Genomic DNA, 23,523 nt, shown 5'->3' on the forward strand with positions numbered 1-23,523 from the left:
CTCCATAGGAAGGAAACTGTTGTGGGTTGTTTTGTGTTAATATTTTATTTTTTTGGCGTTTCCTAAAAAGGTCGCGCTTTCCTTTATATCTTTTTTTCGTTCCTCAAAAAAGGATGCCATTTCAATCGCTAACGCAATTTATTTAGCAACTTCATTCATCTTTAATATTTCTCGCACAAACTTACCCGAAAATATTTCATCCCTTTAGGAAGATTAAGATGGAATTTTTACTCTTCTGCTAAAGTAGGATGCAACCATTTCCTTGCTTTCTCTTTTGTAATCCCTTTTCTTTTTGAGTAATCGGTAACTTGATCATCTGTGATTTTACCCAAACCAAAATATTTCGCTTCTTCATTTGCAAAATAATATCCAGAAACTGCAGCTCCTGGCCACATTGCCAAACTTTCTGTAAGCACTACATTTATCTGTTCATCAACTTTTAACAAATCCCAAATAGTTTCTTTTTCTAAATGATCTGGACAAGCTGGATAACCTGGTGCAGGACGAATTCCTTTATACGATTCTTTAATTAAATCTTCATTGGTTAATTCTTCATCTACACCATAACCCCAATGCTTTACTCTTACTTGTTTGTGTAAATATTCTGCCAGACCTTCTGCAAAACGGTCTGCAATTGCTTGTACCATAATGGCATTGTAATCGTCTTCTTTATCTTTATATTTTTTTGCCAATTCATCAGCACCAAAAATAGCAGTACAAAAAGCACCCATATAATCGGTTATTCCTGTTTCTTTAGGCGCAATAAAGTCTGACAATGCAGTACTTGTTTTTCCTGCTCGTTTTTTTAATTGCTGACGTAGTGTTCTAAAAACAACTATTTCTTCGCCCTTTTTTTGGATCGAAATATCATCATCGTTTATTGTATTCGCTTCAAACAACCCAAAAATTGCTTTTGGTTTCAATAGTTGTTTCGCTATAATATCTTTTAATATTATTTGAGCATCATTAAATAAAATTGTAGCTTGTTCACCAACAACCTCATCCGTTAAAATGTTTGGATATTTACCATGCAAATCCCAACTTCTAAAAAAAGGGCTCCAATCTATAAATGGTAATATTTCTTTTAAACTAACTTGTTCTAAAGTTTGAATACCTAATTCTTTTGGTTTTACAATATTACTTGTATTCCAATCTATTTTAAATTTTTCTTGCCTCGCTTTTTCGATACTGATGTATGATTTTTCTTTACCACGTTTTAAAAACTTGGTTCTAAATTCATCATAATCTTTCTTTAATTTTGCTGTATATAAATGACTTGTTTTCGGATTTAATAAATCACTAACAACGGTAACTGCTCTCGATGCATCATTTACATGAACAACTGCATTTTTATATTGTGTATCTATTTTTACTGCTGTATGAGCTTTTGAGGTTGTTGCTCCTCCAATTAATAAGGGAACCACAAAATTTTGACGTTCCATTTCTTTAGCCAAATACACCATTTCATCTAAAGATGGTGTTATTAAACCACTTAAACCTATAATATCTACGTTCTCTTTTTTAGCAGTTTCTATAATTTTTTCTGGCGGAACCATTACTCCTAAATCAACAATTTCATAATTATTACAACCTAAAACTACACTTACAATATTTTTACCAATATCATGTACATCACCTTTTACAGTTGCCATTAATACTTTACCCAACGCTTTTTGTTTTTCACCTTTTTCGGCTTCAATAAACGGATTTAAATAGCTTACCGCTTTTTTCATTACACGAGCAGATTTTACTACTTGTGGCAAAAACATTTTTCCTGCTCCAAATAAATCTCCAACTACATTCATACCCGCCATTAAATTTCCTTCAATAACTTCAATTGGTTTTGCAGCCTCTTGTCTTGCAATTTCTACATCTTCAATGATAAAAGCATCTATACCTTTTACTAATGCATACGTAATTCTATCTTGTAAAGGGTTTTCTCTCCAAGATAAATCTGCAACTTTTTCTTTTTTAGAACCTTTTACACTTTCTGCAAAATCTAATAATCGTTCTGTTGCATCTTCTCTTCTATCTAAAATAACATCTTCTACGTGTTCTAATAAATCTTTAGGAATATCATCATAAACCTCTAATAAGGCAGGATTTACAATTCCCATATTCATACCTGCTTGTATTGCATGATACAAGAAAACAGAATGCATTGCTTCTCTTACACCATCATTTCCTCTAAATGAAAACGACACATTACTTACACCTCCACTTACAGAAACATTTGGCAAATTTTGTCTTACCCAACGAGTTGCTTCAATAAAATCAACGGCATTTTTTCTATGCTCATCCATTCCAGTAGCAACAGGAAATATATTTAAATCGAAAATAATGTCTTCACTTGCAAAACCAACTTTGTTTACTAAAACATCGTAAGACCGTTTTGCTATTTCAATTCGACGGTCGTAATTATCTGCTTGCCCGGTTTCATCAAAAGCCATTACAATTACTGCAGCTCCATAACGCTTTATAAGTTTTGCTTCGTAAATAAATTTTGCTACTCCTTCTTTTAAAGAAATTGAATTTACAATACATTTTCCTTGAACAACTTGTAAACCTGCTTCTATGATTTCCCATTTAGAGCTATCAATCATAATTGGAACTCGACAAATATCTGGTTCTGCGGCAATTAAATTTAGAAAACGAACCATAGCTTGTTTTCCATCAATTAAACCGTCATCAAAATTAATATCAATAATTTGCGCACCACCATCTACTTGATGTCTGGCAATATCTAACGCTTCATCAAATTGCTCGTTTTTTATTAGACGTAAAAACTTCCGAGAACCTGCTACGTTTGTACGCTCACCAACGTTTATAAAATTGCTGTTTTCGTTTAAAATTAATGGTTCTAAACCAGACAATCTCATGTATTTTGTTTGTTTTACTTTCATCTTCTTTCTTTCATTCTAATTAATTTCTGAAACATTTTCAGAATGAGCTCTTGGTTTATATTTTGCTGCAATTTTGGCAATCTCGCTAATATGAGCAGGACTTGTACCACAACATCCACCAATAATATTTATTAAATCTTTTTTTAAATATTCTTCTATTTGTTCTCCCATTTCTTCTGGAGTTTCATCATACTCACCAAAAGCATTTGGCAACCCAGCATTTGGATGCGCGGAAATTCCAAAGTCAGTTTTACTTGCAATTGCTTCTAAATGGGGTTGTAATAAATTGGCTCCTAAAGCACAATTAAATCCAACAGTTAATAAAGGTATATGTGATACAGAAATTAAAAATGCTTCTGCTGTTTGACCAGACAATGTTCTTCCTGAAGCATCTGTAATTGTTCCACTTAACATTATTGGAATATCAATCTTTCTTTCGTCTTTAACTTCTTCAATAGCGAATAATGCTGCTTTTGCATTTAAAGTATCAAATACTGTTTCTACTAACAATAAGTCTACGCCTCCATCAATTAAAGCTTCGGTTTGTTGTTTGTAAGCAATTCTTAATTCATTAAAAGTTACCGCTCTATAACCGGGATCATTTACATCTGGAGACATACTTGCTGTTCTATTTGTTGGCCCGATTGAACCGGCTACAAAACGAGGTTTATGCGGTTCTTTTTCAGTAAATTCATTTGCTACTTCTTTAGCTATTTTTGCAGATTCATAATTTAGTTCATAAACCAAACCTTCCATTTGATAATCTGCCATTGCAATCGTAGTGCCAGAAAAAGTATTGGTTTCTATAATATCTGCTCCAGCTTCAAAATATTTACCATGAATGGTTTTTATTGCTTCTGGTTGTGTTATTGATAACAAGTCATTATTACCCTGTAACGGAGTTGGATAGTCTTTAAAACGCTCTCCTCTAAAATCTTCTTCAGTAAATTTATAAGCTTGTAACATAGTTCCCATTGCGCCATCTAGCACAAGGATTCTATTTTTTATTTCTTTGGTAATTTTTGACATTGTTTGATATTATTATCAATATGTCATCAGGAAAAGTGTTTTTTCGCTGTTATCTGTCAAGTTTTAAACTTGTAGAATGTAGCACCTTTCTCAAAAGTGAGAGGTTGCCAAGGCTTCAACGGGTCTAATCCCTCTGCCTTTCGTGATAACGTATCAATAAGATTATGAACTGAACTGAACTGCAAATAAACGGATTATTTTTTTATTTGCAGAATTATTATGTTGATATTTTGAGCAGTAAACATGCTTCATTGCTTTTTTAAAATGTTGTTTTATTATTCTTTTTCAAATAATGTTGATGATAAATATCGTCTCCTCTATCTCAAATAATTACTACAATTACGCCTTTATTTATTTTTCCTGCTACTTTTATAGCTGTAGCCACAGAACCACCGCTACTCATACCTGCAAAACTCCCTTCTTCAGAAGCCAATTTTTGAGTCATTTCTTTTGCTTCTTCTTTACTTACTTCTAAAACTTCATCTACTTTACTTCTAGTAAAAATTGCTGGTAAATACTATTCTTGCCATTTTCTAATTCCTGGTATTCTTTCACCATCTTTAGGTTATGCACCAATTATTCTAATGTCTTTATTCTGTTCTTTTAGAAAACCTGAAAAATAGTTACATTATCTTTAATCATTGGAGTTTCTCCAATAACAATTCCTGTTACGTAATATATAAAAAAATAATTTCCAATTTGTGCTTCAGGAGGAATATCTGTACCTGTTACACAATGAGCAAGTTCACTCATCATTCTTGGTAAAACTGGTATTTCTTGTTTTAACAATTGATGACCTAATCTGTAAACTGCATAGAAACCTGGATATGCTAAATAAAAATTAATTTATGTTTTTTTAGCAATTACACCAATCAATTCTAGGTCTAAAATATCTGCTGCAGGATTTGTTGATGTTTCTATATATAAAATCTTTGTGTTTGGCTGAATTAAACTCTCTACCAAATTTACTTTATTTACTTTAAAATAAGACGTTTCTATATTCCATTTTGGAAGAAATTTAGTAAACATAGAATGTGTAGAACCAAAAACAGAACGACAGGAAACAACATGACCCCCCGCATTTAACAAAGCTGCAAACGTTGAGAGAATCGCAGACATTCCAGTTACAAAAGCATAACCTGTTTCTGCTCCTTCCATAGCAATAATTTTATTTACAAATTCTGTTGTATTTGGATCTGTAAATCGACTATATAAATTACGTTCTTTTTCTTCTGCGAAGGATGCACGCATATCTTCTGCATAGTCAAAAACAAAACTTGATGTTAAATATAAAGGTGTAGAATGTTCAGAAAACTGGCTTCCCTCTGTTTGTGTTCTAATTGCTTGTGTTTAGAAATGTTTGCTCATAATATGTTGTTTAGAATTAAGGCAGCTAAAGCTTTTAGAACCGAGAATTAAGGCTAAAACTCATCGTTCTTATCTTAGTTATTGTCTCTTTTATATTTTTATCTATAAGTTTTTTATTGACAAAAATACTCCCAGCTGAAAACTACATACTATTTTTTAATTATTATGTTTTGCTAATCTTAAAACATCTCCAAAAACACCTCTTGCAGTTACACTTGCTCCTGCTCCTGCTCCTTGAATTACAATGGGTTGTTCCCCATAAGATTCTGTATAAATTTCAAAAATAGCATCAGAATTTTTTAAAGACCCTAGCGGTGTACTTTCTGGAATAGAAACTAACTTCACTTCTAAACTTCCTTTATTTTGTGATAAATCTCCACTTAATTCGCCAACATATCTTAAAACATGATTGACTTCTTGTTTTTCTTTTAACTGTTGATATTCTTCGTTCATCAATTCTAAATTCGACAAGAAATTATCAACTGAACCTTCTCTTAAATTGGCTGGAATTAAATTCTGAATATTCACATCTACAAACTCATTTTCTAAATCTAATTCTCTTGCTAAAATTAATAATTTTCTAGCAACATCATTTCCACCTAAATCTTCTCTTGCATCTGGTTCTGTTAAACCATTATCAATTGCAGTTTTCAAAACTTCAGAAAAAAGTTTATTTTCTTCAGAAAAAGTATTAAATAAATAACTTAAACTACCAGAGAAAACACCTCTAATCTTGGTAATATTTTCGCCAGATTCATGTAATAAACGAATGGTATCTATCAAAGGTAAACCTGCACCAACATTAGTTTCGTACAAGTATTGCTTTTTATATTCTTTTAACTTTGCTCTTAATTCTTTGTAAAAATCGAAAGATAAAGTATTGGCAATTTTATTACAAGAGACCAAGTCGAAACCCGCTTCTACTAACGGAATGTAATTTCCAACAAAAGGCACACTTGCTGTATTATCTACAGCAATTAAATTCTCGAAATGATGTGATTTTGCAAACTCAATAATATCATTTATAGTCGTATTTTCTTTACCAATTTCTACTAAATCTTGTTCCCAATTCTTTGAAACTCCGTTTTTATTTAGCAATAATTTTTTAGAATCTGCAATTGCAAAAACATTTAATTGAATTTTTCTACGTTCTAAAACAGACGCTGTGTTTTCTAATATTTGATGAATTAATGTTCCTCCAACAGTTCCTTTTCCAAAAATTGCAATATTTATTTTTTTAGTTACTCCAAATACTTGACCATGAATTACATTTACTGCTTTGTGCAATTCATCTCTCTTAACAACCAAACTAACATTTTTACCAGTAACAGTATTATTGAATAGAATAGGTATGATTTGGTTTTTGATTAATGCATTATAAGGCAAGTGAAACTCACTTAAATCTTGGCCAATAATAGAAATTATGGAAACATTTTTTACAACCGAAATCTGATTTACATCTTGTGAATAGAAATCGTTTTCAAATTCTTTTTCTAAAGCAGCAACAGCTTCCTCAGAATTATAAGCATCGATAATCAACCCAATCCCTCTTTCTGAAGAACCTTGTGCAATAATACTTACACTAATATTTCTATCACTTAAAGCCTTAAAAATTCTAGCATCTACTCCTACCTTCCCAAACAAACCTCTACCTTCAAAATTTAATAAAGCAACATCATCAATTGTAGAAATAGATTTAATTCCTTTTGTTGAAGATTCTGATGTTATTAAAGTTCCTTTATCCTCTTTATTAAATGTATTTAAAATTCGAAGATTTATGTTCTTCTCTAATAAAGGAATAATTGTTTTTGCATGTAAAATTGTCGCTCCAAAATTTGCCAATTCATTCGCTTCAGAGAAAGACAATTGTTCTATCTTTTTTGCGTCTGTAACAAAATCTGGATTTGCAGTGTAAATTCCACTAACATGTGTATAATTTTGTAGTTCATCAGCATCTAAATAATTCGCTAATAAAGCAGCTGTATAATTACTTCCATTTCTACCTAAAGTAGTTGTTTCCCCTTTTTTGTTGGATGCAATAAAACCAGAAACAATATTTATTGTCGTGTTATTTTTCTTGAAATAACTAATTACATTTTCTTTAGAAACTGCAGTAATTGGTTGTGCATTTCCAAAATTTTCATCAGTAATTATTAAAGATCTTGAATCTACATAATTTGCAGATATATTTCCCTTATCTAACAAACTTGCCACTAATTTTACAGATAGTAATTCTCCTTGTGATAAAACTTTGTCTTTAATTTTTTGACTATAATCACCCAATAAAGAAACTCCTTCAAAAATAGTTTCTAGTTTTAAAAATTCTTGAGAGAAATCAACTGATTTATTAGGTTCTAGTTGATATTCTTTAAATTTTTCGAATTCTGATTTATATTCCTTTTTTGATGCTGCCTTTTCTAAAATAGCCTCTAATTCGTTTGTTGAATTCCCTCTTGCTGAAGCAACAACCGTAATTTCTTCTCCGGCTTTATATTTACTTGCAATAATCTCAATTGCATTTTCCAATCCTTTTCCGTTGGCTAAAGATTTTCCTCCAAATTTTAATACTTTCATTTTCTTTTCTCTGTAATCTTTATTAAAAATTGGTTCAATAATTTTTTGCAACTGATCATATTCCATTAAAAAAGCATCATGACCATGAACCGAATTTATTTCATTATATGTAACGTTATCTTTGGTTAACGCCAATTTTTTATGCGTTTCTCTGTTTTCTTCCGCAGTAAAAAACAAATCTGAATCGACACCAATAATGTGAATATTAGCATCAACCTTATCTAGATTTTCAATATCTTTTTTTCCTCCAATAGTAACATCAATCGTTTTTAATAATTGATTCATTAATTTATAAGAAGATAATTGATAGCGTTCTTGCAATGATTTTCCATGATGCAACAACCAACTTTCCACATCAAAAATATCTGAATCGTCTTTTTTAGAGCGATGAAAACGTTCTTTAAAAGACTCTGGCGTTCTATAACATAACATTGCATGCATACGTGCATCATGAACAGGGTTGCTAGAATTTACCAAAAACTGTTCTTGAATCTGGCAATTTGCAATTAACCAATCTGTAGATTTCCAATCTGTTGCAATTGGTAAAAAGTGTTTTGTAATTTTATTATTTAAAACAACCATTTCCCAAGCAATTCCACCACCTAAAGAACCTCCAATTAATGCAAATAATTTATCTATATTTAAAATTGATAATCCTTCCAAAAAAATTCTGGCAACATCCCTTGCTATAAAATCTTTATAATTATCAATTAGAAAACCATCAAAACCATTTCCTGGAATATTGAAAGATAAAATCGTGTAAATTTCTGTATTTATTGTTTTTTTATCACCAACAATATCTTGCCACCAACCTTCTTTACCAGCAACATTACTATGCCCAGTTAATGCATGATTGATTAATACCACAGGAGCTGTGCCTAATTTTTTTCCAAAAATCTGATAACTCAAATTCATTTCAGAAATTGATGCATCAGCTTCTGTAGTAAAATCTTTTATTTTAATATGTTGTAATTCGTTTTTCACTTTAATTCTTTAAGACCTCACAGGTTTTAAAAATCTGTGAGGTCTGTTTTATGATATTTATATTTCTAAAAAAGCAGCTTTCAAATCAGCTTTCAAATCTTCTAAATCCTCAATACCAACAGACAATCTAATTAAATCTTGACTCACACCAGCACTTGCTTGTTGTGCTTCGTCTAATTGTTGATGTGTTGTACTTGCAGGATGAATAATTAACGATTTTGTATCACCAATGTTTGCTAATAAAGAGAAAATTTTTGTTGTATCTGCAATTACTTTTGCCGCTTCAAAACCACCTTTCGCACCAAAAGTTACAATTCCACTTTGTCCTTTAAGTAAATATTTTTTTGCTAATGCATTGTATTTACTACTTTTTAAACCAGGATAATTTACCCACGTTACTTCTTCTTGCGTTTCTAACCAAGTTGCTAATGCTAATGCATTTTCTGAATGTTGCTTTATTCTAATTGGTAAAGTCTCTAAACCTTGAATGATGTTAAATGCATTTGTTGGACTTAAAGCGCCTCCAAAATCACGTAATCCTTCTAAAATTAGTTTAAAAGTAAATGCTGCTGCTCCTAAAGCATCATGATATTTTAAACCATGGTAACCTGCAGAAGGCTCAGTAAATTCAGGAAATTTTCCATTTGCCCAATTAAAAGTTCCAGCATCTACAATTGCACCTCCTAGAGAAGTTCCTTGTCCGCCAATATATTTTGTTAACGAATGAATTACAATATCTGCTCCGTGCTTTATTGGATTTAATAAAACTGGTGTTGCAACCGTATTATCTACAATAAAAGGAACTTCTGCTGCTTTAGAATGTACAGCAATTGCTTCTAAATCTAAAACATCTAATTTAGGATTTCCTAAAGATTCAACAAAAAATGCTCTTGTATTCTCTTGAACTGCAGCTGCAAAATTATCAGGATTTGAAGCATCTACAAACGTAGTTGTAATTCCGAATCTTGATAAAGTTACACTTAACAAATTGTACGTTCCGCCGTATAAACTACTAGAAGCTACAATATGATCTCCATATTTTAATAACGTTAATAAACCTGTTGAAATTGCTGCTGTTCCAGAAGCAAAAACTACAGCCCCAATACCACCTTCTACAGATGCCAAACGATCTTGTAAAATTTGATTTGTTGGATTGTTTAAACGTGTGTAAATAAAACCTAATTCTTTTAATGAAAAGAGGTTTGCAGCATGCTCTGAATTATTAAAAACATACGATGATGTTTGATAAATAGGGACTGCTCTTGTGCCTCCATTTTGTGTTACATCATGCCCTGCATGTAATGCGTTTGTTGCTAATTTGTGTGTACTCATTTTTCTATTTTTTTGAGTTAATAAAAGATTAAACCAAAAGTCAAATCCATCAATTTTTGTTGATGTACCTACTAGAAAAATGTTATTAAGAAAATAGGACTTTTCAGGATAGAAAAATTCTCTTTTGTTATCTATCCAATTATAAAGTAATTGAGTAGAATTTAGCACCTTCTTTATTTCTAAAGGGTTGCTAAGGTTTCAACGGGTCTAATCCCTCCACCTTTCTTGATAACATTTCAATAAGTTATTGAACTTTGTAAGTGCAAATATTGCAACAGAAAAGTTTAGTATCCAAATAAAAAGTGATTTATTTAAAAAAAATGAAGATTCATCAATTTTAAGCTTTATAAAATTCGATATTAATAAATTTAAATAAAATATCAAGTTATATTTAGAATATTGATGTAAATTTGCAATAATAAACGGAGGAATAATTTGAACTGATTGCAACCTCATTAAAAAAATGCTAAAGCAGTAATATTCTACTACTTTTAGCTACCAAGCAATCTCTTTTCATTTTTCAATAACTTATAAAAGAAGATTTATGTCATATTTATTTACATCAGAAAGTGTATCTGAAGGTCACCCAGATAAGGTTGCAGACCAAATTTCAGATGCTTTAATCGATAATTTTTTAGCGTTTGATAAAAACAGTAAAGTTGCTTGTGAAACGTTAGTTACAACCGGACAAGTAATATTGGCTGGAGAAGTAAATTCTAAAACCTATTTAGACGTTCAACAAATTGCCCGTGATGTAATCAATAGAATTGGTTACACAAAAAGCGAGTATATGTTTGATGGTAATTCTTGTGGAGTTCTATCTGCAATACATGAACAATCACCTGATATTAACCAAGGAGTTGATAGGTCTAGCCCAGAAGAACAAGGTGCTGGAGATCAAGGGATGATGTTTGGTTACGCAACCGATGAAACAGAGAACTACATGCCATTAGCATTAGAATTGTCTCATAGATTGTTAATAGAATTAGCCGAATTACGTAGAGAAAAAAAAGAAATTGATTACTTAAGACCTGATGCAAAATCTCAAGTAACTATCGAGTATTCAGATGATAATGTTCCACAAAGAATTGATGCGATTGTAATCTCTACACAGCATGATAATTTTGATGCTTCAGAAGATGTAATGTTAGCAAAAATTAAAAAGGACATTGTAGAAACTCTAATTCCTAGAGTAATTGCAAAATTACCTGCTCATATTCAGAAATTATTTACAGATAAAATTACATACCATATAAACCCAACTGGTGTTTTTGTTATTGGTGGTCCTCATGGAGATACTGGTTTAACAGGACGTAAAATTATTGTTGATACATATGGTGGAAAAGGCGCTCACGGTGGTGGAGCTTTTTCTGGAAAAGATCCTTCTAAAGTAGATAGATCTGGCGCTTATGCAACAAGACACATTGCAAAAAACCTAGTTGCTGCTGGGCTTTGTAAAGAAGTTTTAGTACAAGTCTCTTATGCAATTGGTGTAGCAAAACCAACAAGTATTAATGTTGAAACTTACGGAACTTCAACTGTTCATTTAACAGATGGAGAAATCAGTAAAAAAGTGGAAGAACTTTTTGATATGCGCCCCTATTTTATAGAACAACGTTTAAAATTAAGAACACCAATTTATTCTGAAACAGCTGCATATGGTCACATGGGAAGAACATCAGAAATAAAAACAGTAACATTTACAAACCCAATGGGACAAACTGTTTCTGAAGAAGTAGAAACTTTTACTTGGGAAAAATTAGATTATGTAGATGCAGTTAAAAAAGCATTTCAATTATAAAACATATTACCTTATAAAAAAAGCCTTTAGAAATTTCTAAAGGTTTTTTTTATGCACAAAATTTAACACAATATGCTTCCTCTCTTTAACATATCTTTAAGAAATCGTCTTTTAATGTTTGCGTAACTTCGAACTCAAACTTAATAACATATTTATGATGACAAAAAAAATACTAACTAGACTACTACTAGTTGCTTTTGTATTCGGTTTTTCTTCAGAATCTTCTGCTCAATTTTGGAAGAAAAAGAAAAAAGAAACTAAAAAAGTAACTCCAAAACCTAAACCTAAAAAAGGAGCAATTAAACCTTACGGAAAAGTGGTTACAAAAGATCACAAAACCGATGAAGGCTTATTTAAAGTTCATACAAAAGATGATTCTTATCTTTTTGAAATACCAGATTCTCTTTTAAACAGAGAACTTTTAATGGTAACTAGAATTGCTAAAACTGCCAATGGAATTGGTTTTGGTGGTGGAAAAACCAATACGCAAGTTTTACGTTGGGAAAAGAAAAACAAACAAATTCTTTTACGTATTGTTTCTCATAATGTTGTTGCAGACACCATTTTACCAGTACATGAAGCTGTTGTAAATTCTAATTTAGAACCTATCCTATTTTCTTTTCCTATAAAAGCATTTAGTAAAGATTCTACAGCAACTGTTATAGATGCAACTACATTATTTTCTACAGATGTTAAACCTTTAGGTTTTCCTGCTAGAAGTAGAAAAAGATACCAAGCTACAAGAATGGATAAAAGTCGTTCTTACATAGAAAGAGTTAGTAGTTATCCGCAGAATATAGAAGTAAGACATGTAAAAACATACTTTGCAAATAAAGCACCCTCAAATAGTGCTTTAGGTTCTATTACTTTAGAAATGAGTAACTCAATGATTTTGTTACCTAAAGTACCAATGAAAAGACGTTATTTTGATGAACGTGTTGGTTGGTTTGCTCGTGGACAAACTGATTATGGTTTAGATGCTCAAAAAAGCAAAAAGGTAACTTATTTAGATAGATATCGTTTGGAAGTAAAAGACGAAGACATTGCAAAATTTAATCGTGGTGAATTGGTAGAACCAAAAAAACAAATTGTTTATTATGTAGATAGAGCTACACCAGAAGAATGGGTTCCATATATAATACAAGGTGTTAATGATTGGCAAGTTGCTTTTGAAGCTGCTGGTTTTAAAAATGCTATTATCGCTAAAAGAGCACCAACGGCAGAAGAAGACCCAGATTATAGTCCAGAAGATGTTCGTTATTCTGTAATTAGATATTTAGCTTCTCCAATTCCAAATGCAAACGGGCCTCACGTTAGTGACCCAAGATCGGGTGAGATTTTAGAATCTGATATTAACTGGTATCATAATGTAATGTCTTTATTACATAACTGGTTTTTTATTCAGACGGCTGCAATCAACCCAGATGCGAGAAGCAACAACTTTAAGACAGAAACAATGGGAGAATTAATTAAGTTTGTTTCTTCTCATGAATTAGGACACACTTTAGGTTTACCTCATAATATGGGGAGTTCTACTGCGTATCCTGTAGATTCTTTACGCTCTGCATCTTTTACTGCAAAATATGGAACAGCGCCTTCTATTATGGATTATGCTCGTTTTAATTATATTGCACAACCAGAAGATAAAGGTGTTGCTTTAATGCCAAATATTGGTGTGTATGACAAATATGCAATTTCTTGGGGTTATAGACCTATTTTAAATACTTCGGCAAAAGATGAAAAAGCAACGTTAGATTCTTGGATTACAAAACATGCTGGTGACCCAATGTACCGTTTTGGGCATCAACAAGCAGGAAGTACAGTTGACCCAAGTTCTCAAACAGAAGATTTAGGAGATGATGCAATGAAAGCTTCTACGTATGGTATTAAAAACTTAAAAAGAATTTTACCAAAATTAGAAGAATGGACTTCAGAAAAAGGGCAGAATTATGATGATTTGTCTACAATGTACGGACAGGCTCTAAGTCAGTTTAATAGATACATGGGGCATGTTACTGCAAATATTGGTGGCGTTTATGAAAACTATAAAACAACAGACCAAGAAGGAGCTGTTTATACACATGTAGCTAAAACAAAACAAAAAGAAGCGTTAACATTCGTTATTAACGAGTTGTTTAAAACACCTACTTGGATGTTAGATAAAAACATTTTTAGTAAAACTGAATTTTCTGGTTCTTTAGAAAGAGTAAGAGGTTTACAAGCTAGATCTATCAATAACATCTTAAATCCTGGAAGAATGGCTAGGATGATTGAAAATGAAACAATGAACGGTTCTAGCGCATATAGTTTAGTTTCTATGATGAGTGATTTACGTAAAGGTGTTTGGAGTGAAATTTATTCTGGACGTTCTATAGATACTTATAGAAGAAATTTACAAAGAGTACATTTAGATAGATTAGATTATTTGTTAAATAAAGCCAAAAATCAAAGAAATGCAAACTTTGGTTACTTTAAACAAAGTGGAATTACTATAAACCAATCTGATATAAAATCTGTTGTAAGAGGAGAATTAAAGCGTTTACAGAGAGATGTAAAAGCTGCTTCTAATAGAGGAAATACATTAACTCGTTACCATTTACAAGATATTGTAGATAGAGTTGATACTATTCTAGATCCTAAATAAACATTAAATACTGTTTATTAAAAAAGCCTCATCAATTAAGATGAGGCTTTTTTTTATTATTTAATGTTAAGTTTTTCTAGATGCATAGTAGCTTGTTTTCTTTTCCTATTGTATTCTAAAATTAATACACTACCTAATTTACCAGGTAAAACTCTAAAATAAGAAGATCTATTTTTAAGGACTACCTTATCTTCAGATAATTCTCCATCATCATGAATAATTGTTTTAAAAACTAACTGACTTTTCTTTCCTTTTTCTCCTCTTTCATAATCGATAAAGTTTGCATAAAAACGATCTCTCTTTTTGTCAATTTGAGAATATACATAATCAAAACCTCCTCTAGCTTTAATTACGAAGGCACTAAATTGTGGGCTTCCAAAGTCTAATAAATTTTGAATTCTTGAAGTTCCTTTATCAAAAATCTCAACTTTGGTTAAAGTAAAATCTTTGTCAAACTTAAAAATATAAACATCTTTAATGGTTAATTGTGTAAATCCAGAGGTTTGTATACCTCCAAAAAGACCACTAATTACAGCAGTTGCAACTCCTGCAGCACTTACTGTTTTTCTATATTGTTCACCAATTGCATAATATTCTCCGTTTTGAGTTTTAATAATATCATGGAAAAAAATATAACCAATGTCTTTTAGCTTACTCTCACTTTTAACTGGTAAAACTTTACTAACATCTTCTGCCCAAGAAATTTTATTTTCAAAAACTTTTTTGCCAGTTTTATCATAAATATCTACATACAAACCTAAACTTTCTGCTTTTATAATTTTTGCTTTTGGCTCATAATACTGCCCTAAAACAGCTACATTTCCTTCTTTTGACAAGAAAGCATTACTAATTAATTTAGGATCATTTTCATCATATGGTTTTTCAAAAAGTAATTCCCCAGATTGTGTATTTAAAACAATGGTATTAAACTGTTTCTTTTTAGACATTTGTTTACCGAAAACATCTATTAGTACAATAAATTTTTCATTTACAGTAACAGGTGTAATTGTGTGGATAAATCTTTTTGTTGGTATTTCATTAAAAACCCAGTCTTTACTGACCTCATCAGTAGGTATAAAAGAAATTGAATAACCTTGTCCTTTTCCACTAAAATTAGGTAAAGTTAATAAAAAACCTTTATTTTTTACAGGTGTTAAAAGGTTTCTTAACATATTCGAGTTCGATTGAAATCTTAAATTTTTTGATACTTTTTTATCTAAAACAATTACTCTGTCTTCAATAGGATTTGCTTTTTTATCGAAACCTTTTAAGGTTATTGTTTTTTCTTTATAATCGAAAAAAGCAAATAAGGTATTTTGATTGTTAAAGGCATTTCCTGCTAAAACAGTGTATTTTGAAGCAACCATTTTTTTTGTTGCAACATCATTTAAATTCTTATCAAGAATATTAATTGCGAATTCTCGTTGTCTTTTTTTAAGTTTATCTACTTCGTAGAAAAAATAATATCCATCAACATCTTTATTTACATCTAAAAATGCGCCCGTGTTTTTCATTTTAAACTTAACAATATTGTTAATTACTTTGCTTTGAGCATTTAAAAAACTAAATTGTAAAAGCAATAAAAAGATAACAACTATTTTTCTCATATTTATTTGTTATTAAGGGTTTTAAAAAAGGTTTTATTATTTATAAATTCTTGATTATCATTCAATAATTCGGCATATTTTTCACAATAAAAATAGCCTATTTTTCTAATTTCTTTTAGTTCTAAATTATGTAAAAACTGGCGAATGTTATTTATATTTTCTTCTTTGGTAAAAGGATTATTTTGAGGCACATACTTACCAAATTGATGCTTCAACTTTAATTCATACAATTTTCTAATTGCAGATGATAATTGCACAAAAGTTTGTGGTTTTGCTTTTTTAGATTGAATTTCTTTCAATAAAAAATAAACAGCAATGTCTACTTGATTAAAATCTAATAAAGAATTTATTTGCTGGTATTTTGCAAACTCTTTTATTTCTTTAAAACTTGTGTTTTCTTTTGAAACAGCGCCTAAAATTTTACTTTTAAAAACAGCTATTCGTTCTTCTATATCTGGGTGCGTTTTTAAAGAATCTTTATTCCAAGCATAATCATCTTGTTTTTCATCAATTTTAAACATTGACTCTTCTTTGTCTAACCAATATTCTTTAAACGGATATTTATTAAAATGCAACAAACTATCTAGCTTAATTTTGGTATCAAACAGCGCTTCATCAGAACCTTTTAACTTCTCCAAAGCAGTTATTGCAGCGTTAGCATTGTATTTTGTTTTCTTGTACAATTCTAAACCTATAGAATCTGCTTCTAACTCTAACTTTCTAGAATACGCTAAAAAATTAAAAGTAAGGTTTTTAACCAACTTCATTCCTTCTTTATTTCTGCCGTAAATAGTAAGCTGAACATCTCTAATTTTTCTTTTTACTTCTTTAGAATTTACCGTATTTACATACTTTTTTATATTGTTATCTACATGATTTAAAACTTGATGCGCAATTTCATGGCATACAATAAAAGCAAACTCATCTTCATTTTCTAAAAAGTGAAACAAGCCTGTATTTATCATAAAAACCTCGTTACCAAAACAAGCAGCATTAGGTGTAGCCAATCTGTTAAAAAAGAATTTGTAATCTTTAGATTTTAAAGTAGGATTTTCACTATTAATCTCCTCTAAAATGTTTGATAAAAAAGTATCATATTCTTTATGAAAAACGAAAACACTATCTTTTATCAGTTCTAAAATAGTTTCGTTTCTTTTTCTAAATTGTTTTTTAAGTTTAGACCTATGTTTAGCATCTAAATTCTTTAAAAGTTTATAGTATCTTTCTTTTACAACGTCCTTAAAAATCTCTTTATAAGTAGCATTGTAAATAGCTTTGTAGTTGTTTTCTTGGGATAGAAAAGCAGCAGGAAACAATAAAATTAGCAATAATATTTTTTTCATTTTATTTTTAGAAGTGCCAAATATAATCATCTCAAAATATAATTTTACTCTTTAATTTTTAACAGTATAAAATATAACTTAAAATTTATTTTAAAAACGTATATCCTATATTGTAAAAAAAAACTAAATATTAAATTTAATGGACATTAAAAGTATCAAAATATCATTTTTCTCAATTTTATTTTTATTCATAACTGTAAACATGTACAGTCAAATAACTGTTGTAAACGCAGGGGAAACGATTTACAGTCCTAATAAGACTTATTCACTTACAATGCAAAATGACACCAATTTATGTGTTTATAAGAATAAAACAGAATTCAAATGGTGTACTATGTCTAATGGATATGGGCCTAATGGTAAAGCACTAATTAAAGATGGTAAATTTATTATTAAAAATAGTTCTGGTAATACTATTTGGCATTTAACTGGTGTAACAACAGCTACAACACTAAAACTAACAGATGAAGGAGTTTTACAGGTTTTAGATAAGAAAAACAAATCTTTATGGGACAATGAATATACTTTTTCTACTGCTTTTGATTATGAATCTGATTATGTAGTTACTAAAATTACAGATGTTTTTGGCGGTTCATATAGCGGTTCAAAAGGAGATATTTTTAATTTGAGCCCGATGAGAGATGATTCTTTTTACATGAGCAGTTTAGAAGAAGAAGGTAATGAAAGTTATGGGTTCAATGCTAAATCTAATCCTAGAAATAATAAATTTGAATATAATATTGAAAACAAAGAAATTCCAGATAGTAATGGTGCTTTTTTCAAAGGAAAAACTTTTTTATTAATGAATGGTGATATTCGTCTTAAGATGGAAATGTATAAGGACTCTCTAACATTAATATCCTGTGAAATATATTTAAAACGTAAATATTACGATGATGAAACTGTTGATGAAGAAACTATTGAGACTACTGATGTTGTTGTTGTTGTTTCTGATATAGATGGTGATGGCGTAAAAGACTCTGAAGATAAATGCCCAAATATACCAGGTGAAATTTCTAATAAAGGATGTCCAAAATTTACAGGAAAAGCACAAATAACATTGAATGAATATGCAAAAACGATAGAATTTGATTTTGGTAGAAGTTCTATAAAAACTAGGTCTGATCCTATATTACGTAGTATTATTTCTTTTTTAAATGAGTATCCAAACAAAAAATTTGAGATTCAAGGACACACAGATAGTAAAGGAACAGAGACTACAAATCTAAGAATATCTGAATCTAGAGCAGAGAGTGTTTCTGATTACTTAATATCTCATGGTATTCATCCCTCTAGAATTTCTTTTAAAGGCTATGGTAAATCTAAACCTATAGATTCAAACAAAACTCGTAATGGAAGAGCAAATAATAATCGCGTTGAAATAAATGCCATTAATTAATTATTCATATATCTTGTCCATTTTTTGGGATTAAAAAATTATAAAAACCTTACCTTAATTGATGAGGTTTTTATTTTGTATTTCATTAAAACCTTTAAAAAGTAACTTATCTTTGTTGTTTCATATTTTCAAATGACTCACACTCTTTTATCTTCACCCTTACAAGGTTTTACAGATTTTAAATTTAGAAATGCTTTTAATCACTTCTTTGGTGGAATAGATACTTTTTATTCGCCATACATTCGTTTGAATGGAAAAATGGTGATTAAAAACTCATATCAACGAGATCTTCTTCTTGAAAACAACACCGAGTTAGAAGTAATTCCGCAGATTATTACCAATGATGTAGATGAATTTTTATTCGTTTCTAAATACGTAAGAGAATTAGGTTACAAAGAATTAAACTGGAATTTAGGTTGCCCATATCCGATGGTTACAAAACGCGGAATGGGTTCTGGATTAATTGCTGATCCTGAAAAAATAAATAATATTCTTCATAAAGTACATAATGAATCTGATGTTTTGGTTTCTATGAAAATGAGAATGGGTTATGAAAATCCTGAAGAAATTTTAGACGTTTTACCAATTTTAGATAATTATCCACTTAAAAATATTGCAATTCATGCTAGAATAGGAAAACAGTTGTACAAAGGTGGAACGAACCTAGAAGCGTTTCAAAAATGTTTAGATAACAGCAAACATAAAATGTACTATAATGGTGATATTACTTCTGTCCCTGCCTTTAAAAAGTTACAAAAACGATTTACATCAATAGATCATTGGATGATAGGTAGAGGTTTAATTGCAGATCCTTTTTTACCAAGTATGATAAAAAACGATACTACTGAATACCCAAAAAATAGATATGATATTTTTAAAGAATTCCACGATCGAATTTATCAAGAATATGATGCAGCGCTTTCTGGACCAACGCCTATAAAAATGAAAATGCTTGGTTTTTGGGAATACTTTTCTCAAAGTTTTTCAAATTCGCAGAAAACCTATAAGAAAATTAAAAAAGCAAGTAATGCTAAAAATTATGCAATTGCTGTAAAAGATATTTTTAATGAAGCTAAAAATGGGTAGGTTTTTAGATTGCTTTATTATTAAACAAGTTCTGCACAATTATAGTATTTTATTCCTTTTTCTTTTCCATTGATGAAAAGAAACAAAAATCTAGACTTGTTCTAATTTTATTGAATTCTTACTAAAATTATAATATGTCGGAACTTTTTTGGACAAGAAGTTTTAAACTCCAAAAAGGTTCATCAATTTAAGAAATGACAAATCAATTATTTCAACTTAAAACTCATTTCTACGGGTAAATGATCAGATGCTTGTCCGAATTCAGTTAAGACTTTGCCAGAAATATATTCAATAGAATTTTTAGTATAAAAAATGTAATCTATACGTTCAAAAGGTTTTTTTGTATCAAAAGTATTGGCAGGGTTTTCAATATTGAAAGCCGCATTACCAATAGCTGACATAGCAAACATTTTTTGAATAATTGCTTCTTCATTTCTTGCTCTAGAATTAAAATCACCCAATAATATTGTTGGATATTCAGTTTTATATGTATTAAAAAGTGCTAGAACTTCATTAAATTGATTGACTCTTGTTTGTTTGTCAAAAGCTTCTAAATGAACGTTTATCAAAATAACATCTTGCCCGTTTAAAGTAACTTTTACAACTTGTGCTAAACGTTCTAAATACAATGCATCTCTATAAAAAGGAGCACCTGCAACTCTTTCTAAAACAATTCTTTTATGCTCTTTTAAAGGATATTTACTAATAATAGATTGTCCAGAAACTACTTTTCCAAAATGCATACTTGGTGGCCAATAAGGAAAAGGAACATAGGTTTCATCCCAATTTACAGCACCAGCAATATAGTTAAATCCTAGTTTTGCAATTTCGTTTTGTTGATTTATGTTATAACTTCTAGAAGCATCGTAATCAATTTCTTGAAACGCAATAATATCTGCATTTACCTTCTTTGTTTCTACTAAAACTTTCTGCAAATTAGTTTTAAATAACTCTTTTGGTTTTGGCACAGCACGATTGTTAGTCATGCCACTTAAATACCCAATATTATAGGTTACAATACTAAAAATAGAATCGTTTTCTTGAACTTTAATATCTTCATTTGAGATTAAAACTTCATATTTATTTTCGTCTAATGTTGGAGATGAAGCCCAAAAGAAAAATACAACTGCGGCTACAATTAATAATACTAAAAAACGAAGGAAATACTTTACAAATTTTTTCATGGTGTTTCTTCTATTGGATATTCATTCGTAAAATTGGTAACAGTTTTACTAATAACTGCATTTATTCTTTCTTGAGAAATATCATATTTAGGGTTTAAACCTTTTTTGTCTGGAAAATTTTCAATCGTAACCGTTGTTGAAGGAAATGCAAAATCGACTCCTAATTCTTTTGCTAATTTAACAATAGCAATGTGCAATCTGTGTTTAGAGGATTGTTCTATTCCCCAAGCTAAACTTTTAAAATACACATTTACCATAATTAATAATGCAGAGTCTCCAAAACCTGTAAACTCTACATTGTAAGAATCTGAACGTGTTTCTGGATGCGCAATAATTAACTCTCTAACTCCTTTTACAAATGCTTCAATTAACTCTGGTGGCGTATCATAACGCAAACCTAAAGTAGTATTATATCTTCTATATAAACGTAAACCTTTATTATTAATTACAATTTCCGACAACCTACTATTCGGAATTTGATACACAGAAGTATCTGCTGCACGAACACTTGTAGAACGAAATCCTACTTTTTCTACTGTACCAACAACTTCTCCAGCTTCAATCCAATCTTCTATATGAAAAGGTTTATCAAGAAAAATCATGATTGTACCTATCAGGTTTTTTACGGTGTCTTGAGATGCTAATGCAAAAGCCAAACCACCAATTGTTGCTCCAGCAATTAACGTTGTAGTATCTACACCAAACAAAGTTAGCAATCTAAAAGCGCCTAAAATAATTACAATTCCAGTTAAAAAATTGTGTAAAATTGGCACTAATTGATCATCTAATCTACTATGCGTTCTTTCTGTAAATTCTGAATAAATTCGCATTATAACTTGTACCAATTTTAAGAAAACATAAATCCAAAAAACAGTTTTTGCAATATTTAAAGTTAAAAACACCCAAGTATTGGTAGTTAAACCAAATTGCAATGACGGAAAAATCTTATCTATAAAACCTACAGTAACTAATAAACTTATAGGATGTGCTAGTTTTTTTAGTACTTTTTTTACTTCATAATTTGTATTACGGGTAATTCTCTGTTGAATTTTATGCAATATAAAAAAGGCAATTCTTTTTACAATTAAGAAAATAATGTAGCCAAAAACCAACATAAAAAGTAAGGCAATAAACTGCCATAATTCTAATCCTACAATTTTTTTATGACCCGAAACAGGAATCATTTTTTGTAACTTCTGTACATACCAAGGAAAAACTTCTTTGTATAAACTCTCTATTTTAGTTACAGTTTCTGATGAATAATACCAATTTCCATCAATTTTTTCTACATAAATTTGCGGCATTCTTTGCGGAAACAAAACATATCTAGAGTAAGAAGAATACCCAATGGTGTCTTTATAATTTGGGTTAATAGGTATTCTGTTTACATCTACATACAAACCTTTACCGTCTAAAACTTGTTTAATTTTAATCGCTTTTTGAATTGCTTTTTCTTCTGTAAGGCCTAAAATAGTTTTTGCTGCTTTTTCTGGCTCGTAAGAATCTGTTTGTAAAAAATATAAATGTGTATAAATTGTAGCATGCGGATTGCTAATATCTACACGAATACTATCTTGAGCATTTGCCAAAATTGGCAGTAAAAAAACAAGGAAAAGAAACTTTTTCATCAATTTAATTTTGTTAAATCATTGTTAAATAGAGAAGCAAATTTAAACCTTTTATAATTTGTATGGTCAAAGAAGTATATAATAAAAATATAAACACTTATAAATATGAAAAAATTAACATGTATTTTAGTTTTAGTATTCGCATTTACTTTTACTACACAAGCACAAAAGAAAAGAGATCAATTTACTGTTGATCAACAAGTAGAATTAGCCGTAAAAAAAATGACTTTAAAGTTAGATTTATCTGAAAGACAACAAAACCAGATAAAACCTCTTATTGCAGCAAAAATGGCAGAGAGAAAAGCTTTTATGGAAAACAGGAAAGAGGCTAGAAAGAATAAAAAAGGGCCTACTTCTGATGAAATGTTCGCTATTCAAAGTAAAAGGTTAGACAAACAAATTGCAATGAAAAATAGGATGAAAGATATCTTAAACAAAGAGCAGTTTGAGAAATTTGAAAAAAGGTCTAAAGGAAGAAAAATGAAGATGAAAAAGAAAGGTAAAAAAATGATGAAAGGTAAAAAGGAAAGAAAAAGCAGAAAAGAAAAAAAAGAAAATATGGATAACTAGTTTTGGTTGATTAGTTTGGTTGACTGATAAAACCCGAATTCTTAATTGAATTCGGGTTTTTCTTTTGTGCA

At 30.1% G+C, this 23,523-nt stretch carries 15 protein-coding genes, 1 pseudogene and 2 riboswitches; of the genes and pseudogenes, 5 read left to right on the forward strand and 11 right to left on the reverse strand.

The genetic code is table 11. From position 1 onward, the window contains the following. Positions 1-227 precede the first annotated feature (227 nt). From metH to V3V28_RS08345, 7 genes and pseudogenes are all read right to left on the reverse strand, one after another. Positions 228-2,903: a methionine synthase gene (metH, locus tag V3V28_RS08315; protein WP_331364564.1), complete on the reverse strand. Its 2,676-nt coding sequence runs from the start codon at positions 2,901-2,903 to the stop codon at positions 228-230. Positions 2,904-2,918: 15 nt separating this feature from the next. Then, positions 2,919-3,932 (reverse strand): homocysteine S-methyltransferase family protein, encoded by a 1,014-nt coding sequence (locus V3V28_RS08320; protein ID WP_331364565.1) that lies wholly within the window; start codon positions 3,930-3,932, stop codon positions 2,919-2,921. Positions 3,933-3,978: 46 nt separating this feature from the next. Then, positions 3,979-4,084: riboswitch (SAM riboswitch) on the reverse strand. Between the two features lie 170 nt (positions 4,085-4,254). Further along, positions 4,255-4,548 (reverse strand): annotated as a pseudogene (locus V3V28_RS08325) (pyridoxal-phosphate dependent enzyme); the annotation flags it as partial. Next, positions 4,536-4,721, reverse strand: a complete 186-nt coding sequence (locus tag V3V28_RS08330) for a hypothetical protein (protein WP_331364566.1) — start codon at positions 4,719-4,721, stop codon at positions 4,536-4,538. The gene V3V28_RS08330 and the pseudogene V3V28_RS08325, both read right to left, overlap by 13 nt. Positions 4,722-4,778: 57 nt before the next feature. Continuing rightward, on the reverse strand, positions 4,779-5,273 hold the full coding sequence (locus V3V28_RS08335; protein WP_442957526.1) for a PLP-dependent transferase: 495 nt from the start codon (positions 5,271-5,273) through the stop codon (positions 4,779-4,781). Positions 5,274-5,456: 183 nt separating this feature from the next. Continuing rightward, positions 5,457-8,858: a bifunctional aspartate kinase/homoserine dehydrogenase I gene (thrA, locus tag V3V28_RS08340; RefSeq protein ID WP_331364567.1), complete on the reverse strand. Its 3,402-nt coding sequence runs from the start codon at positions 8,856-8,858 to the stop codon at positions 5,457-5,459. 57 nt (positions 8,859-8,915) lie between these two features. Then, on the reverse strand, positions 8,916-10,190 hold the full coding sequence (locus V3V28_RS08345) for an O-acetylhomoserine aminocarboxypropyltransferase/cysteine synthase family protein (RefSeq protein ID WP_331364568.1): 1,275 nt from the start codon (positions 10,188-10,190) through the stop codon (positions 8,916-8,918). 124 nt (positions 10,191-10,314) lie between these two features. Continuing rightward, a riboswitch (SAM riboswitch) is annotated at positions 10,315-10,425 on the reverse strand. A gap of 309 nt (positions 10,426-10,734) precedes the next feature. On the opposite strand from V3V28_RS08345, the gene metK reads away from it, so the two are divergent. Together metK and V3V28_RS08355 are read left to right on the forward strand one after the other, a co-directional pair. Continuing rightward, positions 10,735-11,991 (forward strand): methionine adenosyltransferase, encoded by a 1,257-nt coding sequence (gene metK / locus V3V28_RS08350; protein WP_331364569.1) that lies wholly within the window; start codon positions 10,735-10,737, stop codon positions 11,989-11,991. A 157-nt stretch (positions 11,992-12,148) separates the two neighbouring features. Next, on the forward strand, positions 12,149-14,635 hold the full coding sequence (locus tag V3V28_RS08355) for a zinc-dependent metalloprotease (RefSeq protein ID WP_331364570.1): 2,487 nt from the start codon (positions 12,149-12,151) through the stop codon (positions 14,633-14,635). Positions 14,636-14,691: 56 nt separating this feature from the next. On the opposite strand, the gene V3V28_RS08360 is transcribed toward V3V28_RS08355, so the two are convergent. Then, on the reverse strand, positions 14,692-16,242 hold the full coding sequence (locus tag V3V28_RS08360) for a DUF6770 family protein (protein WP_331364571.1): 1,551 nt from the start codon (positions 16,240-16,242) through the stop codon (positions 14,692-14,694). Between the two features lie 2 nt (positions 16,243-16,244). Then, positions 16,245-17,585, reverse strand: a complete 1,341-nt coding sequence (locus tag V3V28_RS08365) for a M48 family metallopeptidase (protein ID WP_331364572.1) — start codon at positions 17,583-17,585, stop codon at positions 16,245-16,247. Positions 17,586-17,787: 202 nt separating this feature from the next. Between V3V28_RS08365 and V3V28_RS08370 the strand changes: the two genes are divergently transcribed. Both V3V28_RS08370 and V3V28_RS08375 read left to right on the forward strand, forming a co-directional pair. Beyond that, complete coding sequence (locus tag V3V28_RS08370) at positions 17,788-18,984, forward strand: OmpA family protein (protein ID WP_331364573.1); 1,197 nt, start codon at positions 17,788-17,790, stop codon at positions 18,982-18,984. A gap of 132 nt (positions 18,985-19,116) precedes the next feature. Next, positions 19,117-20,070: a tRNA dihydrouridine synthase gene (locus V3V28_RS08375; RefSeq protein ID WP_331364574.1), complete on the forward strand. Its 954-nt coding sequence runs from the start codon at positions 19,117-19,119 to the stop codon at positions 20,068-20,070. A gap of 206 nt (positions 20,071-20,276) precedes the next feature. On the opposite strand, the gene V3V28_RS08380 is transcribed toward V3V28_RS08375, so the two are convergent. Together V3V28_RS08380 and V3V28_RS08385 are read right to left on the reverse strand one after the other, a co-directional pair. Continuing rightward, on the reverse strand, positions 20,277-21,254 hold the full coding sequence (locus V3V28_RS08380) for an endonuclease/exonuclease/phosphatase family protein (protein WP_331364575.1): 978 nt from the start codon (positions 21,252-21,254) through the stop codon (positions 20,277-20,279). Further along, positions 21,251-22,882 (reverse strand): mechanosensitive ion channel family protein, encoded by a 1,632-nt coding sequence (locus V3V28_RS08385; protein ID WP_331364576.1) that lies wholly within the window; start codon positions 22,880-22,882, stop codon positions 21,251-21,253. The genes V3V28_RS08380 and V3V28_RS08385 overlap by 4 nt, the downstream gene beginning before the upstream one ends. Positions 22,883-22,987: 105 nt before the next feature. Here V3V28_RS08385 and V3V28_RS08390 point away from each other — a divergent pair, with 105 nt between their 5' ends. Further along, complete coding sequence (locus V3V28_RS08390) at positions 22,988-23,452, forward strand: hypothetical protein (protein ID WP_331364577.1); 465 nt, start codon at positions 22,988-22,990, stop codon at positions 23,450-23,452. Positions 23,453-23,523: the final 71 nt, after the last annotated feature.

The sequence above is a fragment of the Polaribacter sp. genome, assembly GCF_036480315.1.
Taxonomy (GTDB): domain Bacteria; phylum Bacteroidota; class Bacteroidia; order Flavobacteriales; family Flavobacteriaceae; genus Polaribacter.

Coding starts and splice junctions, on each gene's coding strand:
- V3V28_RS08365 (WP_331364572.1), bottom strand. CDS start 17,585: ATGAAAAAAATATTATTGCTAATTTTATTGTTTCCTGCTGCTTTTCTA.
- V3V28_RS08355 (WP_331364570.1), top strand. CDS start 12,149: ATGACAAAAAAAATACTAACTAGACTACTACTAGTTGCTTTTGTATTC.
- V3V28_RS08380 (WP_331364575.1), bottom strand. CDS start 21,254: ATGAAAAAATTTGTAAAGTATTTCCTTCGTTTTTTAGTATTATTAATT.
- metK (WP_331364569.1), top strand. CDS start 10,735: ATGTCATATTTATTTACATCAGAAAGTGTATCTGAAGGTCACCCAGAT.
- V3V28_RS08385 (WP_331364576.1), bottom strand. CDS start 22,882: ATGAAAAAGTTTCTTTTCCTTGTTTTTTTACTGCCAATTTTGGCAAAT.
- V3V28_RS08390 (WP_331364577.1), top strand. CDS start 22,988: ATGAAAAAATTAACATGTATTTTAGTTTTAGTATTCGCATTTACTTTT.
- V3V28_RS08375 (WP_331364574.1), top strand. CDS start 19,117: ATGACTCACACTCTTTTATCTTCACCCTTACAAGGTTTTACAGATTTT.
- V3V28_RS08360 (WP_331364571.1), bottom strand. CDS start 16,242: ATGAGAAAAATAGTTGTTATCTTTTTATTGCTTTTACAATTTAGTTTT.
- V3V28_RS08345 (WP_331364568.1), bottom strand. CDS start 10,190: ATGAGTACACACAAATTAGCAACAAACGCATTACATGCAGGGCATGAT.
- metH (WP_331364564.1), bottom strand. CDS start 2,903: ATGAAAGTAAAACAAACAAAATACATGAGATTGTCTGGTTTAGAACCA.
- V3V28_RS08370 (WP_331364573.1), top strand. CDS start 17,788: ATGTACAGTCAAATAACTGTTGTAAACGCAGGGGAAACGATTTACAGT.
- V3V28_RS08320 (WP_331364565.1), bottom strand. CDS start 3,932: ATGTCAAAAATTACCAAAGAAATAAAAAATAGAATCCTTGTGCTAGAT.